This window comes from Billgrantia sp. NRB1 (assembly GCF_056921725.1).
The window spans coordinates 61940-82351 of the sequence record NZ_CM167783.1 but is presented as its reverse complement, the minus strand read 5'-3'; the positions used below and the strand labels follow the sequence as shown (position 1 = coordinate 82351).

Genomic DNA, 20412 nt, shown 5'->3' with positions numbered 1-20412 from the left:
CGCATGGGACGCATATTCGTACTCGTCGGTGATATTGGCACCGACCACCATGGCTATCCCCCCACTCCGGTAACTGCCGGCAGCCCCACGGTCATCATGGACGGCAAGCCGATGGCCCGCCTGGGCGACCCTCTGGTGCCCCATGCCAAGCCCGGCAGCCCGCCCCATCCCCGCAGCATCGCCGAGGGCTCGGGCAGCATCCTGATCGACGGCAAGCCTGCCGCTCTCACCGGCCACGCCGTGGACTGCGGCGGCGTGGTGATCGGCTCCGCCAGCGGGGAGGGCAGCTGATGGCCGATTCCACCGGACTCCAGTTCACCCTGAGCCTCGCCGGCATCCCCGACCTGGCGGTGGTCGACTTCACCCATCGCGAGCGGCTCTCCGCCCCCTTCGAGCTCAGGGTCACCCTGGCCAGCCGCGACCCCGACCTCAGCCCCGCCGAGGTGCTCGAGCGCAACGCCACCCTGATCGTCTGGGAGGACGGCGAGCCGCTGCGCCACCTCCACGGCGTGGTCAGCGAGTTCGGCCGCGGCGACCGCGGCCACCGCCGCACCTTCTACACCCTGGTCATCCGCCCGGCGCTGTGGCGCCTCGGCCTGCGCCACAACTCGCGGATCTTCCAGGACGTCCCGCCCCAGGACATCCTCGCCACCCTGTGCGACGAGCGCGGCCTGACGGACGTGGCCTTCGCCCTGACCCGCGAGCCCGAGGAGCGCGAGTACTGCGTGCAGTACCGCGAGAGCGACCTGGCCTTCGTCGAGCGCCTGGCCGCCGAGGAGGGGCTCTTCTACTTCCATGAGTTCGAGCCCGCGGTCGGCGGCGCCCACCGGCTGATCTTCGCCGACGCGCCGGTGCTGCTGCCCCACCTGGGCGAGCGCACCTACCACGGCCGCGCCGGCGGCACCCCGCCGCGCCGCCATCTGCGCAAGCTCACCCAGGTCTCGCGGGTACGCCCGGCGGCGGTGACGCTCAAGGACTACACCTTCAAGCAGCCGGCTTATGACCAGCGCCACGAGCACCCGGCACCGGACCTCGGCGAGCACGCCCAGCGCGACGACTACGAGCACTTCGACTACCCGGGCCGCTACAAGGCGGACGCCTCCGGGGTACCCTTCACCCGGGTGCGCCTGGAGGCGCTGCGCCGCCAGGCACTGACCGCCGAGGCCGAGAGCGACCTGCCGGAGCTGGCCCCGGGCAGCCGCTTCACCCTCACCGATCACGATATCGACGCCCTCAACCGCGACTGGCAGGTGGTCGAGGTGGTGCATCACGGCGAGCAGCCCCAGGCCCTGGAGGAGGATGGCGTCGACAGCGACGGCCGCACCCGCTATTTCAACGAGCTGGTGCTGGCCCCCGCCGACCGCGCCTGGCGCCCCGAGCCCCCGTCCGGCCCCGGGTCGACGGCCCCCAGGTGGCCTTCGTGGTGGGGCCCGAGGGCGAGGAGATCCACTGCGACGAACACGGCCGGGTCAAGGTGCAGTTCCCCTGGGACCGCTACGCCGAGCCTGACGACACCGCCAGCGCCTGGATTCGGGTCAGCCAGGACTGGGCCGGCGGCGGCTACGGCGCCATGGCCATCCCGCGCATCGGCCACGAGGTGATCGTCTCCTTCCTGGAGGGCGACCCGGACCAGCCGATCATCACCGGGCGCACCTACCACGCGGTCAACACCCCGCCCTACGCGCTGCCCGCGCACAAGACCCGCACCGTGCTGCGCACCCAGAGCCACAAGGCGGAAGGCTTCAACGAGCTGCGCTTCGAGGATGCGACCGACGCCGAGCAGATCTGGCTGCACGCCCAGAAGGACCTGGAGCTGCTGACCCTCAACGATCGCACCGAGACCATCCGCCGCGACAGCCACCTCGCCATCGAGCGCCACCGCCTCGGCGAGATCCACGGCGACGACCACCTCACGGTGCACGGCCAGCGTCACACCCAAGTGAAGGGCGATGACCACCTGCGGGTCGACCAGACCCGCCACGAGCACTATGGCGCGGCCCAACGGGTGGAGGCCGGCGAGGAGATTCACCACCAGGCCGGCACCCAGGTGGTGGTCGAAGCCGGCGCCGAGCTGACCCTGGCCGCCGGCGGCAGCTTCATCAAGCTCGACGGCTCTGGGGTGACCATCGTCGGCAGCCAGGTGCGCATCAACTCCGGCGGCAGCCCCGGGCGGGGCCGCGGCCAGGCCGTGGTGCTGCCGCGCCTGCCCGGCGAGGCCACCCCGGAGACCAGCGAGGACGTCACCCTCGCGCCTCACCAGACGCCATTGTTGGAAAGCGAGATCGTCGCCGCCACGCCGCTGGACCTGGACGCGGTGGATATCGCCGACGGCCTGGCCGACCGCTGCAGCGCCTGCGCGCCCGCCGTGGGCAGCCCGGTCAACCCGCTGCTCGGCGCCAAGCTGCTGCCCGCCGAGACCGACATCGCCCTGCCGGCGCCGCGGCCCTTCGTGTTCAGCCGCGGCTACCTCTCCTGCAATGCGCGCATCGGCGTACTGGGCCAGGGCTGGTCGCTGCCCGGCGAGGGCCTGTCGCTCACCCTGCGCGACGACGCCTGCGTGGTCCACGACGCCCAGGGCCGCGATATCACCTTCGGGCCCCTGGCCCCGGGCCAGGCGCGCCACTCGCCCACCGAGCAGCTCTGGCTGCGGCGCGGGGGGAGTGCCCCGGCAGACGATAAGGCCGAGCAAGATCAGGGGGAGAACGCGAGTGTTCGCTGGCAGGCCCTCCCCGAGGCGCTGCGTACCGACCCCGAGCGGATCGTGCTTAGCGATGCCAGCGGGCTTTACTATGTCTTCGCACCTTCCGTATCAGCCGAGAGTGGCGATAGCCCTTCCGGCAAGTGGCAGCTGATCCAGGAGCGGGACCGTAACGGCTACACCACCACGTTCCACTGGGAGGCCGACCTGCTGGTGCGGGTCGAGGACAGCGCCGGGCGCCACTACCGCTTCGACTATGACGCGCTGCTGCCCGAACGCGAGGCGGACCGCGGCCAGCGCCTGATGGGCGTCAAGCTGATCCGGGAACACGACGGCAGCGCCCAGGACGAGTGGCTGGTGCGCTACTCCTATAGCCCCGCCGGCGACCTGATCGCCGTGCGCCACCGCCATGGCGAGGTGGTCCGCGAGTTCGAGTGGCAGGCGCATATGCTCGTCGCCCACCGGGTGCCCGGCGGCCTCGAGGCCCACTACACCTGGGATCGCCACGCCCCCGACGGCCGGGTGATCGACCAGCAGGAGGCCGGTGGCCTGGCGCGCTCCTACGCCTACCATCCCGATCACACCCGCGTGACCGATAGCCTCGGCCGTGAGGAGCGCTACCACTTCGTCGGCGCCGGCCCCGGCCAGCGCTGGACGGCCCACACCCGCGCCGACGGCTCACGCATCGAGTTCCGCTACGACCGCGCCGGACGCCAGATCGCGACGATCGATCCACTGGGCCGTGAGAGTGAGCTCGAACGCGACGAGGCGGGCCAGATCATCGCCCAGACCGCCCCGGACGGCAGCCGCTGGACCCTCGAGCGCGACGCCCTGGGGCAGCCCATCCGCCTCGAGGGGCCGGAGGACCAGCACTGGCAAATCGAGCTCAACGAGCGCGGTCACCCCATCGCCATCAGCGGCCCCGAGGGCACCACCACCCTGGCCTACGAGGATCCGCGCCTGCCCGACCGGCCCACCGCCGTCACCGATGCGAGTGGGGTGACCCATCGGCGGGAGTGGAACGCCCTGGGCCAACTCAGCGCCGAGACCGACTGCTCCGAGCGGCGTACCACCTACGCCCATGACGCCCGCGGCCATCTGGCCAGCGTCACCAATGCCCTGGGTGAGACCACTCGCACTACCCATGACATCATGGGGCGGCGCCAGTCCACCCAGCTGCCCGACGGCAGCCACTGGCACCACCACCACGACGCCCAGGGGCGCCCGGTGGAACAGGAGGGCCCCCAGGGCTACCGTCAGCAGCTGTTCTACGATGAGTACGGCCGCCCCGCCCAGCGGATCGATGCCGACGGCAGCCACACCACCCTGGCCTATGACGAGGCCGGGCGCCTCGGCGAGCTGACCCTGGGCAACGGCGCGGTCTACCGCTTCGCCTATGACGTGATGGATCGCCTGATCAGCGAGACCGGCCCCGACGGTCGCGAACAGCGCTACGCCTATGATGCCGCCGGCCAGCTGATCGAACGCAGGGAAGTCAACCGCGCGGGCCCCGATGGCCAGCCGCTGGTCAGCCGTTTTGAGTACGACGCCAATGGCCGGCTGATCGCCCGTCATCTGCCCGAGACCGACGCCGCCCCGGCCAGCACCGAACGCTACCACTGGCGTGCCGATGGCCAGCTGGCCGGCGCCGAGAATGCCCATGGCGAGGTCACGTTCGTCTTCGACGAGGCGGGGCGGCCAAGCGGTGAACAGCAGCGGCATGCCGGCTTAGAAGGAGATAGCGGTTGGAGCTGGCAACACCAGCACACCCTGACCGCCACCGGCGCCCCCCAGGCCAGCCAGTTCGGCGACCTGCCCGAGCTCAACTGGCTCACCTACGGCAGTGGCCACCTGCATGGCCTGCTGGCCAGCGAGCTCGGCCTGGAGATCGCCCTGGAACCGGATGCCCTGCACCGCGAGACCCGGCGTAGCCTGCATAGCGCCGATCACGCCCAGCCGCTGATTCTGGAGCGCGGCTATACCGCCCTCGGCCAGATCGCCCAGTTGAGCCTCAGCAGCACGGGCGGCGCCCAGGGCAAGCAGCACTACCAGTACGACGCCCTGGGGCGGATGACCTTCCGCACCCAGCAGGCCCAGGGCCAGGCCAGCACCATCGCCTACCGCTACGACCCGGCCGGGCGACTGATCGCCAGCCAGCACGGCGACCACGCCCACCGCTACCCGATGGACGCCGCCGGCAATCGTCTGGAGGCACAAGCGGGCAACCCACCCGCGCCCAACAGTAGCAACCGGCTCAGCCAACTTGACGGCAGCCGCTACCGCCATGACGGCGCCGGCAACCTGATCGAGCGCGAGGCCCCCAACGGCGAACGCCTGACCCTCGGCTACGACGGCGCCAACCGCCTGGTCACGCTGACCCACACCAGCGCCTACGGCCATACCCGCGAGGCCCACTACCGCTACGACGCCCTCGGCCGGCGCATCAGCAAGACCGTGCGCCAGGCCAACGGCACCACCGCCACCCACCACTACGGCTGGGACGGCGACCGCCTGGTGCATGAGGAAACCGACCGCCAACGCACCACCGTGGTCTACGAACCGGGCACCTTCGTGCCCATGCTGAGAATCGACCAAGCCGGCGATGGCGCAGCAAAGCGGATCGGCGCCTACATCACCGACGCCCTGGGCACCCCGCTGCGCCTGGTCACACCCCAGGGCGAGCCCCTATGGCAGGCCCAGCCCCACGACTGGGCCGCCGTCACCCACGAGCAAGGCAGCACCGCCCAGCCCATTCGTTTCCAGGGCCAGTGGCACGACGAAGAGAGTGGCCTTTACTACAATCGCCATCGCTACTACGACCCGCAGCAGGGCAGGTACATCACCCAGGACCCCATCGGTCTGAACGGCGGCACCAACCTGTATGGCTACGTCACCAACCCGACCGGGATGGTGGATCCGTTGGGGTTGGAGGGTACTTGCAGGGAGTTCAGGCTAGATAACAATGGCAATTATCAATGCATTGAAAATCTCCCAGTTGAACAGACCTGCACACAACAAGGAATGGCAGTAATCAATGGAAATTGCCAAATTCGAGAAAATGCTGCAAGAACCAATGGTGGCCTGAGCCCCTCGACCGCGACTCATGATGACTCAAGATCGGGCATTCTTGGTTGTGCCGTCATCTCGACGGCCATGGGTGCTGGAGAGGTACCTTCCGAAATTGAGACAGTAGGGTCGATAGCAGATGGAGCGCAAAAACTCCAAGAGCTGGCTTTTGAATCAAAAGCCAGAAACTACTCGTACCTCTTAACCATCCCAGCCAGATTTGGAGACAACATGAGCAGCTGTAGAGAAACTGCTGGAAAGCAGGCATGGCAGATTGAGAGCTGGGATTAAAATTATGGAGAACCACATGAAGAAAAAATTAAATGCATTGCTTTTTCTATTATTGCTTTCAGTGGCCAACCCATCAAAAGCCCAGTGCACCTGTGCAAACAATAGCGAAGCCAACGCTGAGCTAGAAGCTGCCATTAATCAACTTTTTGAAGAGAAGAGCAACACCATGGCGCTTGAGTTATTAGCAAGTGGAGTTGATCCTGACACACAAAACTCTTGTGGTTATAGTTTTCTATCCGCAGCAGCAGGCGTTAACGACTTGGAGTTAATGAATGTATTACTATCTGATGGCGTGGACCTAGATACAGCCGATTTCGAGGGAGTCACGCCTGTGTTTTTAGCAACACAGGGATTTAACAATGAAGCGCTATCTATGCTTCTTGAAAGTGGCGCAAATCCAAATGTAGAATTAAACGAATGCCTGGGTGCTCAGTTTGATTCAACGCCGCTCCTGCTAGCTGCTACCATAGATAACTTTGATGGAATGAGAATGCTTTTAGAGTATGGCGCTGACTTTACCGCTCCGGCCCCAAACGGGGCTACGCTTTTTGACATTCTGCTAATGAAAGACAACGATATAGAGCTTATATTGGAAATCATTGAATCAACACCGAGAGAAGAAAGGAATCAAGCAAAGAACCTCCTTTTATTCAGTGCATCAATGAAGGCGAGCAAGATTTCAGAACTTGAAAGAGTCCTTTCAATACCACACGACCCCAACTTCACCGCCGAAGTTAACACGCCATACAACACCCCCCTGACAACCGCAGCCATGGTTAGAAACATTGATGCCGTAAAGGCATTAATAGAACACGGCGCAGACATAAACTACACCAGCTCTGAAGGCTATTCTTTAGAGTACGTCGTTCATGAACACAACATCAAGGAGTTATATTATTTATTTCCCTAAACTGAGAGGCCTGGATTCATAGAATAACCACAGCACTTTGGACCCTGAATTCAACGAATAAGCGCAACACGGACGTTGCCCCATGCACCACTCGCCAGGGAAGGCACCTCGCTGCCTTCCCCGGCGGTAGCGTGGCCGAACGGCCGCCTTGCCAACGCCTCGAGGAGATGATGCGTCTTTCTTATCCTTGCTTCCTGCTCGCCGCCGCCCTCACCGGTCACGCCGTGGACTGCGGCGGCGTGGTGATCGGCTCCGCCAGCGGGGAGGGCAGCTGATGGCCGACTCCACCGGACTCCAGTTCACCCTCAGCCTGGCCGGCATCCCCGGCCTGGCGGTGGTCGACTTCACCCATCGCGAGGCCCTCTCGGCGCCCTTCACCCTGACGCTCACCGTGGCCAGCCGCGACCCCGACCTCGGCCCCGCCGACGTGCTCGAGCGCAACGCCACCCTGGTCGTCTGGGAGGACGGCGAGCCACTGCGCCACCTCCACGGCGTGGTCAGCGAGTTCGGCCGCGGCGACCGCGGCCACCGCCGCACCTTCTACACCCTGGTCATCCGCCCGGCGCTGTGGCGCCTCGGCCTGCGCCACAACTCGCGGATCTTCCAGGACGTCCCGCCCCAGGACATCCTCGCCACCCTGTGCGACGAGCGCGGCCTGACGGACGTGGCCTTCGCCCTGACCCGCGAGCCCGAGGAGCGCGAGTACTGCGTGCAGTACCGCGAGAGCGACCTGGCCTTCGTCGAGCGCCTGGCCGCCGAGGAGGGGCTCTTCTACTTCCATGAGTTCGAGCCCGCGGTCGGCGGCGCCCACCGGCTGATCTTCGCCGACGCGCCGGTGCTGCTGCCCCACCTGGGCGAGCGCACCTACCACGGCCGCGCCGGCGGCACCCCGCCGCGCCGCCATGTGCGCAAGCTGCGCCAGGTCTCACGGGTGCGCCCGGCGGCGGTGACGCTCAAGGACTACACCTTCAAGAACCCGGCCTATGACCAGCTTCATGAGCAGGCTGCAGAGGGGCTGGCGGAACATGCGCAACGGGACGACTACGAGCACTTCGACTATCCGGGCCGCTACAAGGCGGACGCCTCCGGGGTGCCCTTCACCCGGGTGCGGCTGGAGGCGCTGCGCGCCGAGGCCAATACCGCCCAGGCCGAGAGCGACCTGCCGGAACTGGCCCCGGGAATGTGCTTCACCCTCACCGACCACGATATCGACGCCCTCAACCGCGACTGGCAGGTGGTGGCGGTGGTGCATCATGGCGAGCAGCCCCAGGCCCTGGAGGAGGATGGCGTCGCCCAGGGGGAGGCGGCTGGCCAGGGCCAGATGACCCGCTATTATAACGAGCTGGTGCTGGCCCCCGCCGAGCGCGTCTGGCGCCCCGAGCCCCCCGTCCGGCCCCGGGTCGACGGCCCCCAGGTGGCCTTCGTGGTGGGGCCCGAGGGCGAGGAGATCCACTGCGACGAACACGGCCGGGTCAAGGTGCAGTTCCCCTGGGACCGCTACGCCGAGCCTGACGACACCGCCAGTGCCTGGATTCGGGTCAGCCAGGGCTGGGCCGGCGGCGGCTACGGCGCCATGGCCATTCCGCGCATCGGCCACGAGGTGATCGTCAGCTTCCTGGAGGGCGACCCGGACCAGCCGATCATCACCGGGCGCACCTACCACGCGGTCAACACCCCGCCCTATGCGCTGCCCGCGCACAAGACCCGTACCGTGCTGCGCACCCAGAGCCACAAGGCGGAAGGCTTCAACGAGCTGCGCTTCGAGGATGCGACCGACGCCGAGCAGATCTGGCTGCACGCCCAGAAGGACCTGGAGCTGCTGACCCTCAACGACCGCACCGAGACCATCCGCCGCGACAGCCACCTCGCCGTCGAGCGCCACCGCCTCGGCGAGATCCACGGCGACGACCACCTCACCGTGCACGGCCAGCGCCACACCCAGGTGAAGGGCGATGACCACCTGCGGGTCGACCAGACCCGCCATGAGCACTATGGCACGGCCCAACTGGTGGAGGCCGGCCAGGAGGTCCACCACCAGGCCGGTACCCAGGTGGTGGTGGAGGCCGGCGCCGAACTGACCCTGGCCGCCGGCGGCAGCTTTATCAAGCTCGACGGCGCCGGGGTGACCATCGTCGGCAGCCAGGTGCGCATCAACTCCGGCGGCAGCCCCGGGCGGGGCCGCGGCCAGGCCGTGGTGCTGCCGCGCCTGCCCGGCGAGGCCACCCCGGAGACCAGCGAGGACGTGACCCTCGCGCCTCACCAGACGCCATTGTTGGAAAGCGAGATCGTCGCCGCCACGCCGCTGGACCTGGACGCGGTGGATATCGCCGACGGCCTGGCCAACCGCTGCAGCGCCTGCGCGCCCGCCGTGGGCAGCCCGGTCAACCCGCTGCTCGGCGCCAAGCTGCTGCCCGCCGAGACCGACGTCGCCCTGCCGGCGCCGCGACCCTTCGTGTTCAGCCGCGGGTATCTCTCCTGCAACGCGCGCATCGGCGTGCTGGGCCAGGGCTGGTCCGTGCCCGGCGAGGGCCTGTCGCTCACCCTCAACGACGACGCCTGCGTGATCCACGACGCCCAGGGCCGCGATATCACCTTCGGCCCCCTGGCCCCGGGCCAGGCGCGCCACTCGCCCACCGAGCAGCTCTGGCTGCGGCGTGGGGGTAGCCTGCCGGAGGAAGCTGCCGAGCCAACGGCTGCCCAAGACGACGTGCGTTGGGCCAGCGTGCCCGAATCGCTTCGCGAGGATCAGCAGCGCATTTTGCTGCAGGACGCCAGCGGCCTGACCTATGTCTTCGCACCGCATGACGAGGACAGTAGCCATAGCGGCAGGGAAGACACGCCCGCCGTCTGGCAACTGATTCAAGAGCTGGACCGTAACGGGTACGCCACCACCTATACCTGGGAGGCCGACCTGCTGGTGCGGGTCGAGGACAGCGCCGGGCGCCACTACCGCTTCGACTATGACGCGCTGCTGCCCGAAAGCGACGCGGACAGCGCCTGATGGGCGTCAAGCTGATCCAGGAACACGACGGCAGCGCCCAGGACGAGTGGCTGGTGCGCTACTCCTATAGCCCCGCCGGCGACCTGATCGCCGTGCGCCACCGCCATGGCGAGGTGGTCCGCGAGTTCGAGTGGCAGGCGCATATGCTCGTCGCCCACCGGGTGCCCGGCGGCCTCGAGGCCCACTACAGCTGGGATCGCCACGCCCCCGACGGCCGGGTGATCGGCCAGCAGGAGGCCGGTGGCCTGGCGCGCACCTACGCCTACCATGCGGATCATACGCGGGTCACCGATAGCCTCGGCCGCGAGGAGCGCTACCACTTCGTCGGCGCCGGCCCCGGCCAGCGCTGGACCGCCCATACCCGCGCCGACGGCTCACGCATCGAGTTCCGCTACGACCGCGCCGGACGCCAGATCGCCACCCTCGACCCGCTGGGCCGCGAGACCGCGATGGAGCGGGATGACCAGGGCCAGGTGATCGCCCAGACCGCCCCGGACGGCAGCCGCTGGGCCATCGCGCGCGACGCCCTGGGGCAGCCCATTCGCGTCGAAGGCCCCGAAGGCCTGCACTGGCAGATCGAGCGAAACGAGCGCGGTCATCCCGTGGCGATCAGCGGCCCCGAGGGCACCACCACCCTGGCCTACGAGGACGAACGCCTGCCCGACCGCCCCACCGCCGTCACCGATGCGCAGGGCGCCACCCGGCGCCTCGAATGGAACGCCCTGGGCCAACTGGCGGCGGAGACCGACTGCTCCGAGCGGCGCACCAGCTACGCCCATGACGCCCGCGGCCATCTGGCCAGCGTCACCAACGCCTTGGGTGAGACCACCCGCACCCCCCATGACGTCATGGGCCGGCGCCAGTCCACCCAGTTGCCCGACGGCAGCCACTGGCACCACCACCACGACGCCCAGGGGCGTCTGATGGAGGTCGAGGGTCCCCAGGGTTACCGTCAGCAGCTCTTCTATGACGAGCACGGCCGCCCCGCCCAGCGGATCGATGCCGACGGCAGCCACACCACCCTGGCCTATGACGAGGCCGGGCGCCTCGGCGAGCTGACCCTGGGCAATGGCGCGGTCTACCGCTTCGCCTACGACGCCATGGACCGCCTGATCAGTGAGACCGGCCCCGACGGCCGCGAACAGCGCTATGCCTATGATGCCGCCGGCCAGTTGATCGAACGCACGGAAGTCAACCGCGCGGGCCCCGATGGCCAGCCGCTGGTCACCCGTTTTGATTACGACGCCAACGGCCGGCTGATCGCCCGTCATCTGCCCGAGACCGACGCCGCCCCGGCCACGACGGAGCGCTACCACTGGCGCACCGATGGCCAGCTGGCCGGCGCCGAGAATGCCCATGGCGAGGTCACGTTCGTCTTCGACGAGGCGGGGCGGCCAAGCGGTGAACGCCAGCACCACGTCGGCCACGGCGGCGCACACGGCTGGCAGTGGCAACACCGGCACACCCTGACCGCCACCGGCGCCCCCCAGGCCAGCCAGTTCGGCGACCTGCCCGAACTGAGTTGGCTGACCTACGGCAGCGGCCACCTGCATGGCCTGCTGGCCACCGGGCTCAGCCTGGAGATCGCCCTGGAACCCGACGCCCTGCACCGCGAGACCCGGCGGCGTTTCCACCTCAGCGCGCCGGACGCCAACGGCAGCCCCCAGCCGCTGATCCTGGAGCGCGGCTATACCGCCCTCGGCCAGATCGCCCATCTCAGCCTGGGCGGGCCCGGCCGTAGCGCCGAGCAGCACTACCAGTACGACGCCCTGGGGCGGATGACCTTCCGCACCCAGCAGGGCCAGGGTCAGGCCAGCACCATCGCCTACCGCTACGACCCGGCCGGGCGACTGATCGCCAGCCAGCACGGCGACCACGCCCACCGCTACCCGATGGACGCCGCCGGCAATCGTCTGGACGGCACCGCCAGTGTGAAAGCCGACAACCGCCTCACCCAGCTTGACGGCAGCCGCTACCGCCATGACGGCGCCGGCAACCTGATCGAACGCGAGGCCCCCGACGGCGAACGCCTGACCCTGGGCTACGACGGCGCCAACCGCCTGGTCCGGCTGACCCACACCAGCGCCTACGGCCATACCCGCGAAGCCACTTACCGCTACGACGCCCTGGGCCGGCGCATCGCCAAGACCGTGCGCCACGCCAACGGCACCACCGCCACCCACCACTACGGCTGGGACGGCGACCGCCTGGTGCATGAAGAAACCGACCGCCAACGCACCACCGTGGTCTACGAACCCGGCACCTTCGTGCCCATGCTAAGAATCGACCAAGCCGGCGATAGCGCAGCAAAGCGGATCGGCGCCTACATCACCGACGCCCTGGGCACCCCGCTGCGCCTGGTCACGCCCCAGGGCGAGACCCTATGGCACGCCGACCCCGACGACTGGGCCGCGGTCACCCACGAGCAAGGCACCACCGCCCAGCCCATTCGCTTCCAGGGCCAGTGGCACGACGAAGAGAGCGGCCTCTACTACAACCGCCACCGCTACTACGACCCGCAGCAAGGCCGCTACATCACCCAGGACCCGATTGGCCTGAACGGCGGCACCAACCTGTACGGCTACGTCACCAACCCGACCGGCATGGTGGATCCGCTGGGGCTAATCGGGGCAAATATGCATCATTTAGAGCCGTTTGGTGCCGGAGTTCGCGTACCCAGCTTTCCTGGCGTCCAAAGTCAATCCGAAACAGGAATGGAGAATCAGCGGGGAGGAGTTGGGGGATGTCGTAGCTGGGAGCATGTTGAATCAGTGACTGGATATGGAAAAGCAGTTACTGCTAGAGGTGTGGACGGCTCATTAGTAAGGCTAAGGGGAGCCGATGCTCGAGCAGCGCTTCATGTGAATTCATTCCACTATGAGGCTACTTTTAGCACTATTGACGAAAATGGGGATCCTGTTCCTGGCGTTTATCCAGTTCACTCAGGAGCATTGAGTGGCCTCCCGGCAGGAGGTGGAACCAGTAAGGTATTCAACAACCCTTCACCATCGGACTGGACAGTGTCTATACCTAACCAACAAAAGTCATGCGATAACTGCGGGGAGCCTCAGATTCGTGTCTACCAATGTATTGAATAAAGCACCGCTGATCCTGGCCGTATTTGCATTACTTGGATGCAGCCAGGAAACGAATAAATACTATAGGGCTGACTGCATTGCCAGAATCAATATTGACTGGTCCGGATACGATACGGACAGGAGGCTTACAGTACAGAATCGCGTTTTACCAGAGGCGGCGCGCGCATACCATGAAACCCTCGGCTTTGAAAGCCCTGTCTCAGGCCCAAGTGGATCGGTCAAAGGAGAAGGGAGGGAGTATTACTACCTTCAATTTTCCGGGATGTGCGACAGGCGTTACGAGTTTGCTGAGAACATTGTTGCGTACTTTGCAAATAATTTTAATGACGTTCCTCCCATGGAAGTGGACCCTGGGACGTTTGAACCTGGAAGGGACACTATAGAGGTCTACGGTGATTCGTGGGTAGATGGCGAAAGGGGCTATCAACCCTGAATTCAACGAATAAGCGCAACACGGATGTTGCCCCATGCACCACTCGCCAGGGAAGGCACCTCGCTGCCTTCCCCGGCGGTAGCGTGGCCGAACGGCCGCCTTGCCAACGCTTCGAGGAGATGATGCGTCTTTTTTTATCCTTGCTTCCTGCTCGCCGCCCTCACCGGCCACGCCGTGGACTGCGGCGGCGTGGTGATCGGCTCCGCCAGCGGGGAGGGCAGCTGATGGCCGATTCCACCGGACTCCAGTTCACCCTCAGCCTCGCCGGCATCCCCGACCTGGCGGTGGTCGACTTCACCCATCGCGAGCGGCTCTCCGCCCCTTCGAGCTCAGGGCCACCCTGGCCAGCCGCGACCCCGACCTCGGCCCCGCCGAGGTGCTCGAGCGCAACGCCACCCTGGTCGTCTGGGAAGACGGCGAGCCGCCGCTGCGCCACCTCCATGGCGTGGTCAGCGAGTTCGGCCGCGGCGACCGCGGACAGCGCCTGATGGGCGTCAAGCTGATCCAGGAACACGACGGCAGCGCCCAGGACGAGTGGCTGGTGCGCTACTCCTATAGCCCCGCCGGCGACCTGATCGCCGTGCGCCACCGCCATGGCGAGGTGGTCCGCGAGTTCGAGTGGCAGGCGCATATGCTCGTCGCCCACCGGGTGCCCGGCGGCCTCGAGGCCCACTACAGCTGGGATCGCCACGCCCCCGATGGCCGGGTGATCGGCCAGCAGGAGGCCGGCGGCCTGGCGCGCGCCTACGCCTACCATCCCGATCACACCCGCGTCACCGATAGCCTCGGCCGCGAGGAGCGCTACCACTTCGTCGGCGCCGGCCCCGGCCAGCGCTGGACCGCCCATACCCGCGCCGACGGCTCGGTGATCGAGTTCCGCTACGACCGCGCCGGACGCCAGATCGCCACCCTCGACCCGCTGGGCCGGGAGAGTGAGCTCGAACGCGACGAGGCAGGGCAAGTGATTGCCCAGAGCGCCCCGGACGGCAGCCGCTGGTCCATCGAACACGACGCCCTGGGGCAGCCCATTCGTATCGAAGGCCCCGAAGGCCTGCACTGGCAGATCCAGCGCAACCCCCTTGGTCACCCGGTTGAAATTACCGGCCCCGAGGGCACCACCACCCTGGCCTACGAAGATGAACGCCTACCCAACCGGCCCACCGCCGTCACCGATGCGCAGGGCGCCACCCGGCGCCTCGAATGGAACGCCCTGGGCCAACTGGCGGCGGAGACCGACTGCTCCGAGCGGCGCACCAGCTACGCCCATGACGCCCGCGGCCATCTGGCCAGCGTTACCAATGCCCTGGGTGAGACCACCCGCACCACCCATGACGTCATGGGCCGGCGCCAGTCCACCCAGTTGCCCGACGGCAGCCACTGGCACCACCACCACGACGCCCAGGGGCGTCTGATGGAGGTCGAGGGTCCCCAGGGTTACCGTCAGCAGCTCTTCTATGACGAGCACGGCCGCCCCGCCCAGCGGATCGATGCCGACGGCAGCCACACCACCCTGGCCTATGACGAGGCCGGGCGCCTCGGCGAGCTGACCCTGGGCAATGGCGCGGTCTACCGCTTCGCCTACGACGCCATGGACCGCCTGATCAGTGAGACCGGCCCCGACGGCCGCGAACAGCGCTATGCCTATGATGCCGCCGGCCAGTTGATCGAACGCACGGAAGTCAACCGCGCGGGCCCCGATGGCCAGCCGCTGGTCACCCGTTTTGATTACGACGCCAACGGCCGGCTGATCGCCCGTCATCTGCCCGAGACCGACGCCGCCCCGGCCACGACGGAGCGCTACCACTGGCGCACCGATGGCCAGCTGGCCGGCGCCGAGAATGCCCATGGCGAGGTCACGTTCGTCTTCGACGAGGCGGGCCGCCCAAGCGGTGAACAGCAGCGGCATGCCGGCTTAGAAGGAGATAGCGGTTGGCAGTGGCAATACCAGCATCAGCTCACCGCCACCGGCGCGCCCCAGGCCAGCCGCTTCGGCGACCTGCCCGAGCTCAACTGGCTCACCTACGGCAGTGGCCACCTGCATGGCCTGCTGGCCAGCGAGCTCGGCCTGGAGATCGCCCTGGAACCGGATGCCCTGCACCGCGAGACCCGGCGTAGCCTGCATAGCGCCGATCACGCCCAACCGCTGATTCTGGAGCGCGGCTATACCGCCCTCGGCCAGATCGCCCAGTTGAGCCTCAACAGCACGGGCGGCGCTCAGGGCAAGCAGCATTACCAGTACGACGCCCTCGGCCGGATGACCTTCCGCACCCAGCAGGGCCAGGGCCAGGCCAGTACCATCGCCTACCGCTACGACCCGGCCGGGCGACTGATCGCCAGCCAACACGGCGACCACGCCCACCGCTACCCGATGGACGCCGCCGGTAATCGTCTGGACGGCACCGCCAGTGTGAAAGCCGATAACCGCCTCACCCAGCTCGGCGGCAACCGCTACCGCCACGACGGCGCCGGCAACCTGATCGAGCGCGAGGCCCCCGACGGCGAACGCCTGACCCTGGGCTACGACGGCGCCAACCGTCTGGTCACGCTGACCCACACCAGCGCCTACGGCCATACCCGCGAAGCCACTTACCGCTACGACGCCCTGGGCCGGCGCATCGGCAAGCGCGTGCGCCACGCCAACGGCACCACCGCCACCCACCGCTACGGCTGGGACGGCGACCGCCTGGTGCATGAGGAAACCGACCATCAGCGCACCACCGTGGTCTACGAACCGGGCACCTTCGTGCCCATGCTGAGAATCGACCAAGCCGGCGATGGCGCAACGAAACGGATCGGCGCCTACATCACCGACGCCCTGGGCACCCCGCTGCGCCTGGTCACACCCCAGGGCGAGACCCTGTGGCACGCCCAGCCCCATGACTGGGCCGCCGTCACCCACGAGCAAGGCACCACCGCCCAGCCCATTCGCTTCCAGGGCCAGTGGCACGACGAGGAATCGGGCCTCTACTACAACCGCCACCGCTACTACGACCCCCAGCAAGGCCGCTATATCAGCCAGGACCCGATTGGCCTGAATGGCGGCACCAACCTGTATGGTTACGTGACCAACCCCACCGGCATGGTGGATCCGCTGGGGTTGTTTAGCCCTCAGGCTAGAGCGGCAATGATAACTGTTCACACAGCAGAAAAGGTTAGAAATGATGCCTGGTGTGCTGCCCAATATATTGCAATGAGCAGAAGCGTGTCTCAGTTACCTCCTATTGTGGAGCAGCAAATCGAAATGGCTGAAGAGGCAAGAGCAGGACAGATTCGTGGATGTGAAAGTGACAAAGACAATCGAGAACGCCTGGGTCTCCCTTATGAGGGTGAGTTTAATGCTTGTCTGGACCGAGCAGATAGAAGCTATCACGAAAGGGCCTTGGAAATCGCTCGAGAGAATGCTTCTCGGCACTCAACTATCGACGAACAACTGACGGAGATATCCAGGAGCTGCATTGAACCTTCCATTGGCGACCTGGAAATCCCAAGCGGCCGAAGATAACAGTAGCAGACCAGGACTATACAGGAATACACCATGATCACTGAAAAGCATGCTTCATTACATGTATCAATGGCCCTGAGGTTGTTTTCCATATTAATGCTATTAATGGCTTCCTCCTTGGCAGCAGCTGATTCCGTAATGTTTCAGGCTAATTTGGAAAGAACTGGGGTTTACCATGACGCTGGGCCAGAAGAAGAACCAACGTTAGTATGGAAGTTTGATGCAGGCGCGCCCGTGGTAAGCACTCCTTTAGTGTATGATGGCATGGTTTATTTTGTCGATTTCGAAGAGAGTGTTTATGCACTAAATAAGAATGATGGCTCTCCAATATGGGAAATAGATCTAGGCGGACAGCCTAGCTTCGAAATCACTGTAAACGAAGACCTGCTTCTGGTAGGGCGCCGTTTCTCCAGGGACGACGATGAGAGTTACTTGATGGCGATTGATCGGCTCACAGGAGAAGAACGTTGGAAGTTTGAAACCGATGATCGCTCAGGAATGGACTCCCCTACAATTCACAACAATATGGTATTTCTAGTATCAATGTCTTCTCATTTGTTCTCATTAAGCATTGATTCAGGAGAAGAAATATGGAGACTTCCAATCCAAGGGGGGCGAGGGCAACCACTGATTTCTAATACCTCTCTTTACCTTCAGGATGCTTCGCAGACGATTTATTCTTTCTCACCACCTGAATCCGTGAGGTCAGCCACCCGAAATGCTTCTAACTCACTGACCTGAATGGCAATATAGCTGATATCGCCGTTCACCCAGACAGTTCCATCCATGCCCAACGTCAAATTCCGCGCCAGTCGCCGCACCCTTACCAGCCACGCCGGGCTATCCATCATCGGGCAGTGCCTCGAGATCGCCGGCGTCGACAGCATCGACAGCCGCTTCCCCACCACGCTGGGCATGCGCACCAGCGACGTGGTCAAGAGCTACCTGGGCCTGCTGTGCCTGGGCATGAGCGACTATGATGCCATCGAAAACTTCCGTCGCGACAAGCCCTTCCAGCAACTGCTGACCCTGCAGAAGGTGCCGAGCACGGCGACGCTGCGACAGCGGCTGGAGAAGCTTGCCGCCAACGACCTGCAGGCACGCACCGCCACCTGGTCCACCACCCTGCTGTCGCTGGTGGAGGCACCGATCACCGCCGAGACGACACATGTCTGCCTCGACATCGACACCTTCGTCATGGACAACAGCAACTCGAAGAAGGAAGGCGTCTCGCGGACCTACAAGAAGGTCGACGGCTACACCCCAATCGCCGCCTACCTGGGCAACGAAGGGTGGTGTCTGGGCCTGGAACTGCGTCCCGGCAAGCAGCACACCATGAAGGAGAGCAACGCCTTCCTGGAGCGGGTGCTGCCCCGCGCCCAAGGCCTGACCGAGCGACCTATCTTGCTGCGTGAGGACAGCGGCTTCGACAGCCAAGCGCACCTGGCCCTTCTCGAACGGCAGCGGCTGGCCTTTGCCGAGGAGGGCCGCCGGCTGGACTACCTCGTCAAATGGAACCCGCGGGACTCGGCCACGGCCGATCAGGACACCTGGCTGGCCGTGGCGGCGGACTATTGGGAAGAATTGCGCCCCGGAAAGCGCCAGGCACTATGGACGCAGACCGTCTCGATCCGCGATGGTCGGTCTGAGTACGAGCTCAAGCGCGTGATGCGCCTGGTGGAGCGCACCGCCGATCACGATGGCCAGTTACTGCTCGAACCGGAGTATGAGCTGGAAGGCTGGTGGACCAGCCTGGACGAGGCGCCGGAGGCGGTGATCAAACGCTACCAGGCGCATGCCACTCATGAGCAGTTTCACAGCGAGATCAAGACCGATCTCGACCTGGAGCGGCTGCCGTCGGGAAAGTTCGCCACCAATGATCTGATTCTGCACCTCGCCCAGCTGGCCTACAACATCCTGCGGCTGATGGGCCAGATGGGCATGACCGGCGAGCTGAGCCCGGTGCGCCATCCCGCCAAGCGGCGCCGGATCCGCACCGTGCTCCAAGAGTTGGTACATCGCGCGGCTCTCGTGATCCACAAGGCACGGCAGGTCATCCTCGACTTCGGGCAGGACATCGGGCGCATGACGGTGTTGAACACCCTGCGATGCCGCCTTCGCTATCCCCGAGGCACACCATGCTGATCGTCTGTCGGACAACGACATCACGTAGAGGGCTGACGGTCACCGGCAGCCAGCATCACCGTGCCCGGCGGGTAGCTATGCATGTCAAAACGGGCTGCCGTCGCCGGTCGACGCCGCCCTGGTCGGCCATCACCGGCATGCATTGGGCAGTTGAGACGGAATCGGAGGTCAAAAAATGCGCACTGGCGGTGATAGGGGAAGTGTCGGCGCTGGCTTCACGGAATCAGGCAATACCAAGCGCATCATCATGCTTGGCGAGCCCCCAAGAATCCTAAGCCTGAGATTCTCCAAGCGAGAAACCAAATTTCTGCTTTACTATATTGTATTCATAATTGCCTGGATGATTCCAGCCATGCTCATATCGGTATCAATACCACTTGTCTTTTATAGCTACTGGCTGGTGGTACTGCCTGTAGCCATCTTCCTGGGAGCGTTATTTTTCACATTGAGGCTTTCATTGGTCTTCGTTGGCATCGCCGTTGATAAAGACATATCGCTGAGGGACTCCTACGACATGACACATCGTCACCAGTGGGCGATTTATTCCTTCTTCTTCATTTTTTTCTGCATATCCTTTGCCAGCTATTCTTTCGTAATCTTTTTGAGTGGGCAGCTAGGCTCCAAGGTCTTTTACCTGGCCTCAGACTTGTTAATTCATCCAGCACTGGACATCTTGATATATGTGGCTGGGGCTGTGGCGCTAACCGTTTTGTATGCCGAGTCTTATCATCCAGCCGGCGACCCAGTGAGCGCAGCATGAAGCTTACAGCCTCAGATACTTCAACGAAGGCAGAGAAGGGAACTCCTGTTCACAGCAGTAAGGACACCTCATGTACACGATATTAGGCATCATTGGCTTTCTTATCTTTACGCCCAAAATCATGAAGCAGGTAATCGCGGAGAAGCAAGCATATGAAGAGTACCAACAGTGGAAGGGGCTCCCATTCTTCTTGATTTTATTTCCAGTAGGGCCTGTGGTGTTATGGATTCTCCCCTACGTGGTGGGATGGATGCCGGCAGCAGCTGTCGCTGCCGCATGCTACCTGCCCGCATTCCTGCTGTCTCGCAGACACATTGCCGCTTTTGAACGTTCTGGAACCAGCCGAACGAACGCCGCACTTGAGTCAGCCCATATGGCATTCGGCGGAGCCTTGGTGGGACTCGTGTATATTGGGATATTCGTTATCTTATCTTCAACCATGGGCAGGATATGAACAAGCCTCCCTGCGAGAAAAACCTTGAAGTTATCTTGCCCTGCATTCAGCCCA

General features: G+C 64.9%; 12 protein-coding genes and 2 pseudogenes. 13 read left to right on the top strand and 1 reads right to left on the bottom strand.

Going from position 1 to position 20412, the window contains the following annotated elements; genetic code table 11:
• Positions 1 to 3: 3 nt before the first annotated feature.
• The 8 genes and pseudogenes from ACZIYR_RS00350 to ACZIYR_RS00315 all read left to right on the top strand — a co-directional run bounded on the left by ACZIYR_RS00350 (position 4) and on the right by ACZIYR_RS00315 (position 13497).
• Entirely contained in the window at positions 4 to 291 is a 288-nt protein-coding gene (locus ACZIYR_RS00350) for a type VI secretion system PAAR protein (RefSeq protein ID WP_483527822.1), read from the top strand.
• Positions 291 to 2278 (top strand): annotated as a pseudogene (locus tag ACZIYR_RS00345) (type VI secretion system Vgr family protein); the annotation flags it as partial. The gene ACZIYR_RS00350 and the pseudogene ACZIYR_RS00345, both read left to right, overlap by 1 nt.
• A 36-nt stretch (positions 2279 to 2314) precedes the next feature.
• On the top strand, positions 2315 to 6055 hold the full coding sequence (locus tag ACZIYR_RS00340; RefSeq protein WP_483529033.1) for an RHS repeat-associated core domain-containing protein: 3741 nt from the start codon (positions 2315 to 2317) through the stop codon (positions 6053 to 6055).
• Between the two features lie 16 nt (positions 6056 to 6071).
• Positions 6072 to 6965: an ankyrin repeat domain-containing protein gene (locus ACZIYR_RS00335; RefSeq protein ID WP_483527821.1), complete on the top strand. Its 894-nt coding sequence runs from the start codon at positions 6072 to 6074 to the stop codon at positions 6963 to 6965.
• A 274-nt stretch (positions 6966 to 7239) separates the two neighbouring features.
• Positions 7240 to 9246 (top strand): annotated as a pseudogene (locus ACZIYR_RS00330) (type VI secretion system Vgr family protein); the annotation flags it as partial.
• Between the two features lie 36 nt (positions 9247 to 9282).
• The gene (locus ACZIYR_RS00325) at positions 9283 to 9966 is read left to right on the top strand and encodes a DUF6531 domain-containing protein (RefSeq protein WP_483529032.1); all 684 of its coding nucleotides are present in this window, start codon (positions 9283 to 9285) and stop codon (positions 9964 to 9966) included.
• The gene (locus ACZIYR_RS00320) at positions 9966 to 13064 is read left to right on the top strand and encodes an RHS repeat-associated core domain-containing protein (RefSeq protein ID WP_483527820.1); all 3099 of its coding nucleotides are present in this window, start codon (positions 9966 to 9968) and stop codon (positions 13062 to 13064) included. Before ACZIYR_RS00325 ends, ACZIYR_RS00320 begins: the two co-directional genes overlap by 1 nt.
• Positions 13042 to 13497 carry a hypothetical protein gene (locus ACZIYR_RS00315; RefSeq protein WP_483527819.1) on the top strand — a complete coding sequence of 152 codons (456 nt, stop codon included), beginning with the start codon at positions 13042 to 13044 and terminating at the stop codon, positions 13495 to 13497. The genes ACZIYR_RS00320 and ACZIYR_RS00315 overlap by 23 nt, the downstream gene beginning before the upstream one ends.
• A 134-nt stretch (positions 13498 to 13631) precedes the next feature.
• Here the strand turns inward: ACZIYR_RS00315 and ACZIYR_RS00310 are convergent, their stop codons facing one another.
• Complete coding sequence (locus ACZIYR_RS00310; RefSeq protein WP_483527818.1) at positions 13632 to 13799, bottom strand: hypothetical protein; 168 nt, start codon at positions 13797 to 13799, stop codon at positions 13632 to 13634.
• Between the two features lie 74 nt (positions 13800 to 13873).
• Here ACZIYR_RS00310 and ACZIYR_RS00305 point away from each other — a divergent pair, with 74 nt between their 5' ends.
• From ACZIYR_RS00305 to ACZIYR_RS00285, 5 genes are all read left to right on the top strand, one after another.
• Entirely contained in the window at positions 13874 to 16999 is a 3126-nt protein-coding gene (locus ACZIYR_RS00305) for an RHS repeat-associated core domain-containing protein (RefSeq protein ID WP_483527817.1), read from the top strand.
• A gap of 33 nt (positions 17000 to 17032) precedes the next feature.
• Positions 17033 to 17740: a PQQ-binding-like beta-propeller repeat protein gene (locus ACZIYR_RS00300; protein ID WP_483527816.1), complete on the top strand. Its 708-nt coding sequence runs from the start codon at positions 17033 to 17035 to the stop codon at positions 17738 to 17740.
• Between the two features lie 45 nt (positions 17741 to 17785).
• Positions 17786 to 19144, top strand: a complete 1359-nt coding sequence (locus ACZIYR_RS00295) for an IS1380 family transposase (RefSeq protein WP_483527815.1) — start codon at positions 17786 to 17788, stop codon at positions 19142 to 19144.
• Between the two features lie 175 nt (positions 19145 to 19319).
• A complete protein-coding gene (locus ACZIYR_RS00290; protein WP_483527814.1) occupies positions 19320 to 19904 on the top strand; it encodes a hypothetical protein in 585 nt (194 codons plus the stop codon).
• Positions 19905 to 19974: 70 nt separating this feature from the next.
• Positions 19975 to 20358 (top strand): hypothetical protein, encoded by a 384-nt coding sequence (locus ACZIYR_RS00285; protein WP_483527813.1) that lies wholly within the window; start codon positions 19975 to 19977, stop codon positions 20356 to 20358.
• Positions 20359 to 20412 lie beyond the last annotated feature (54 nt).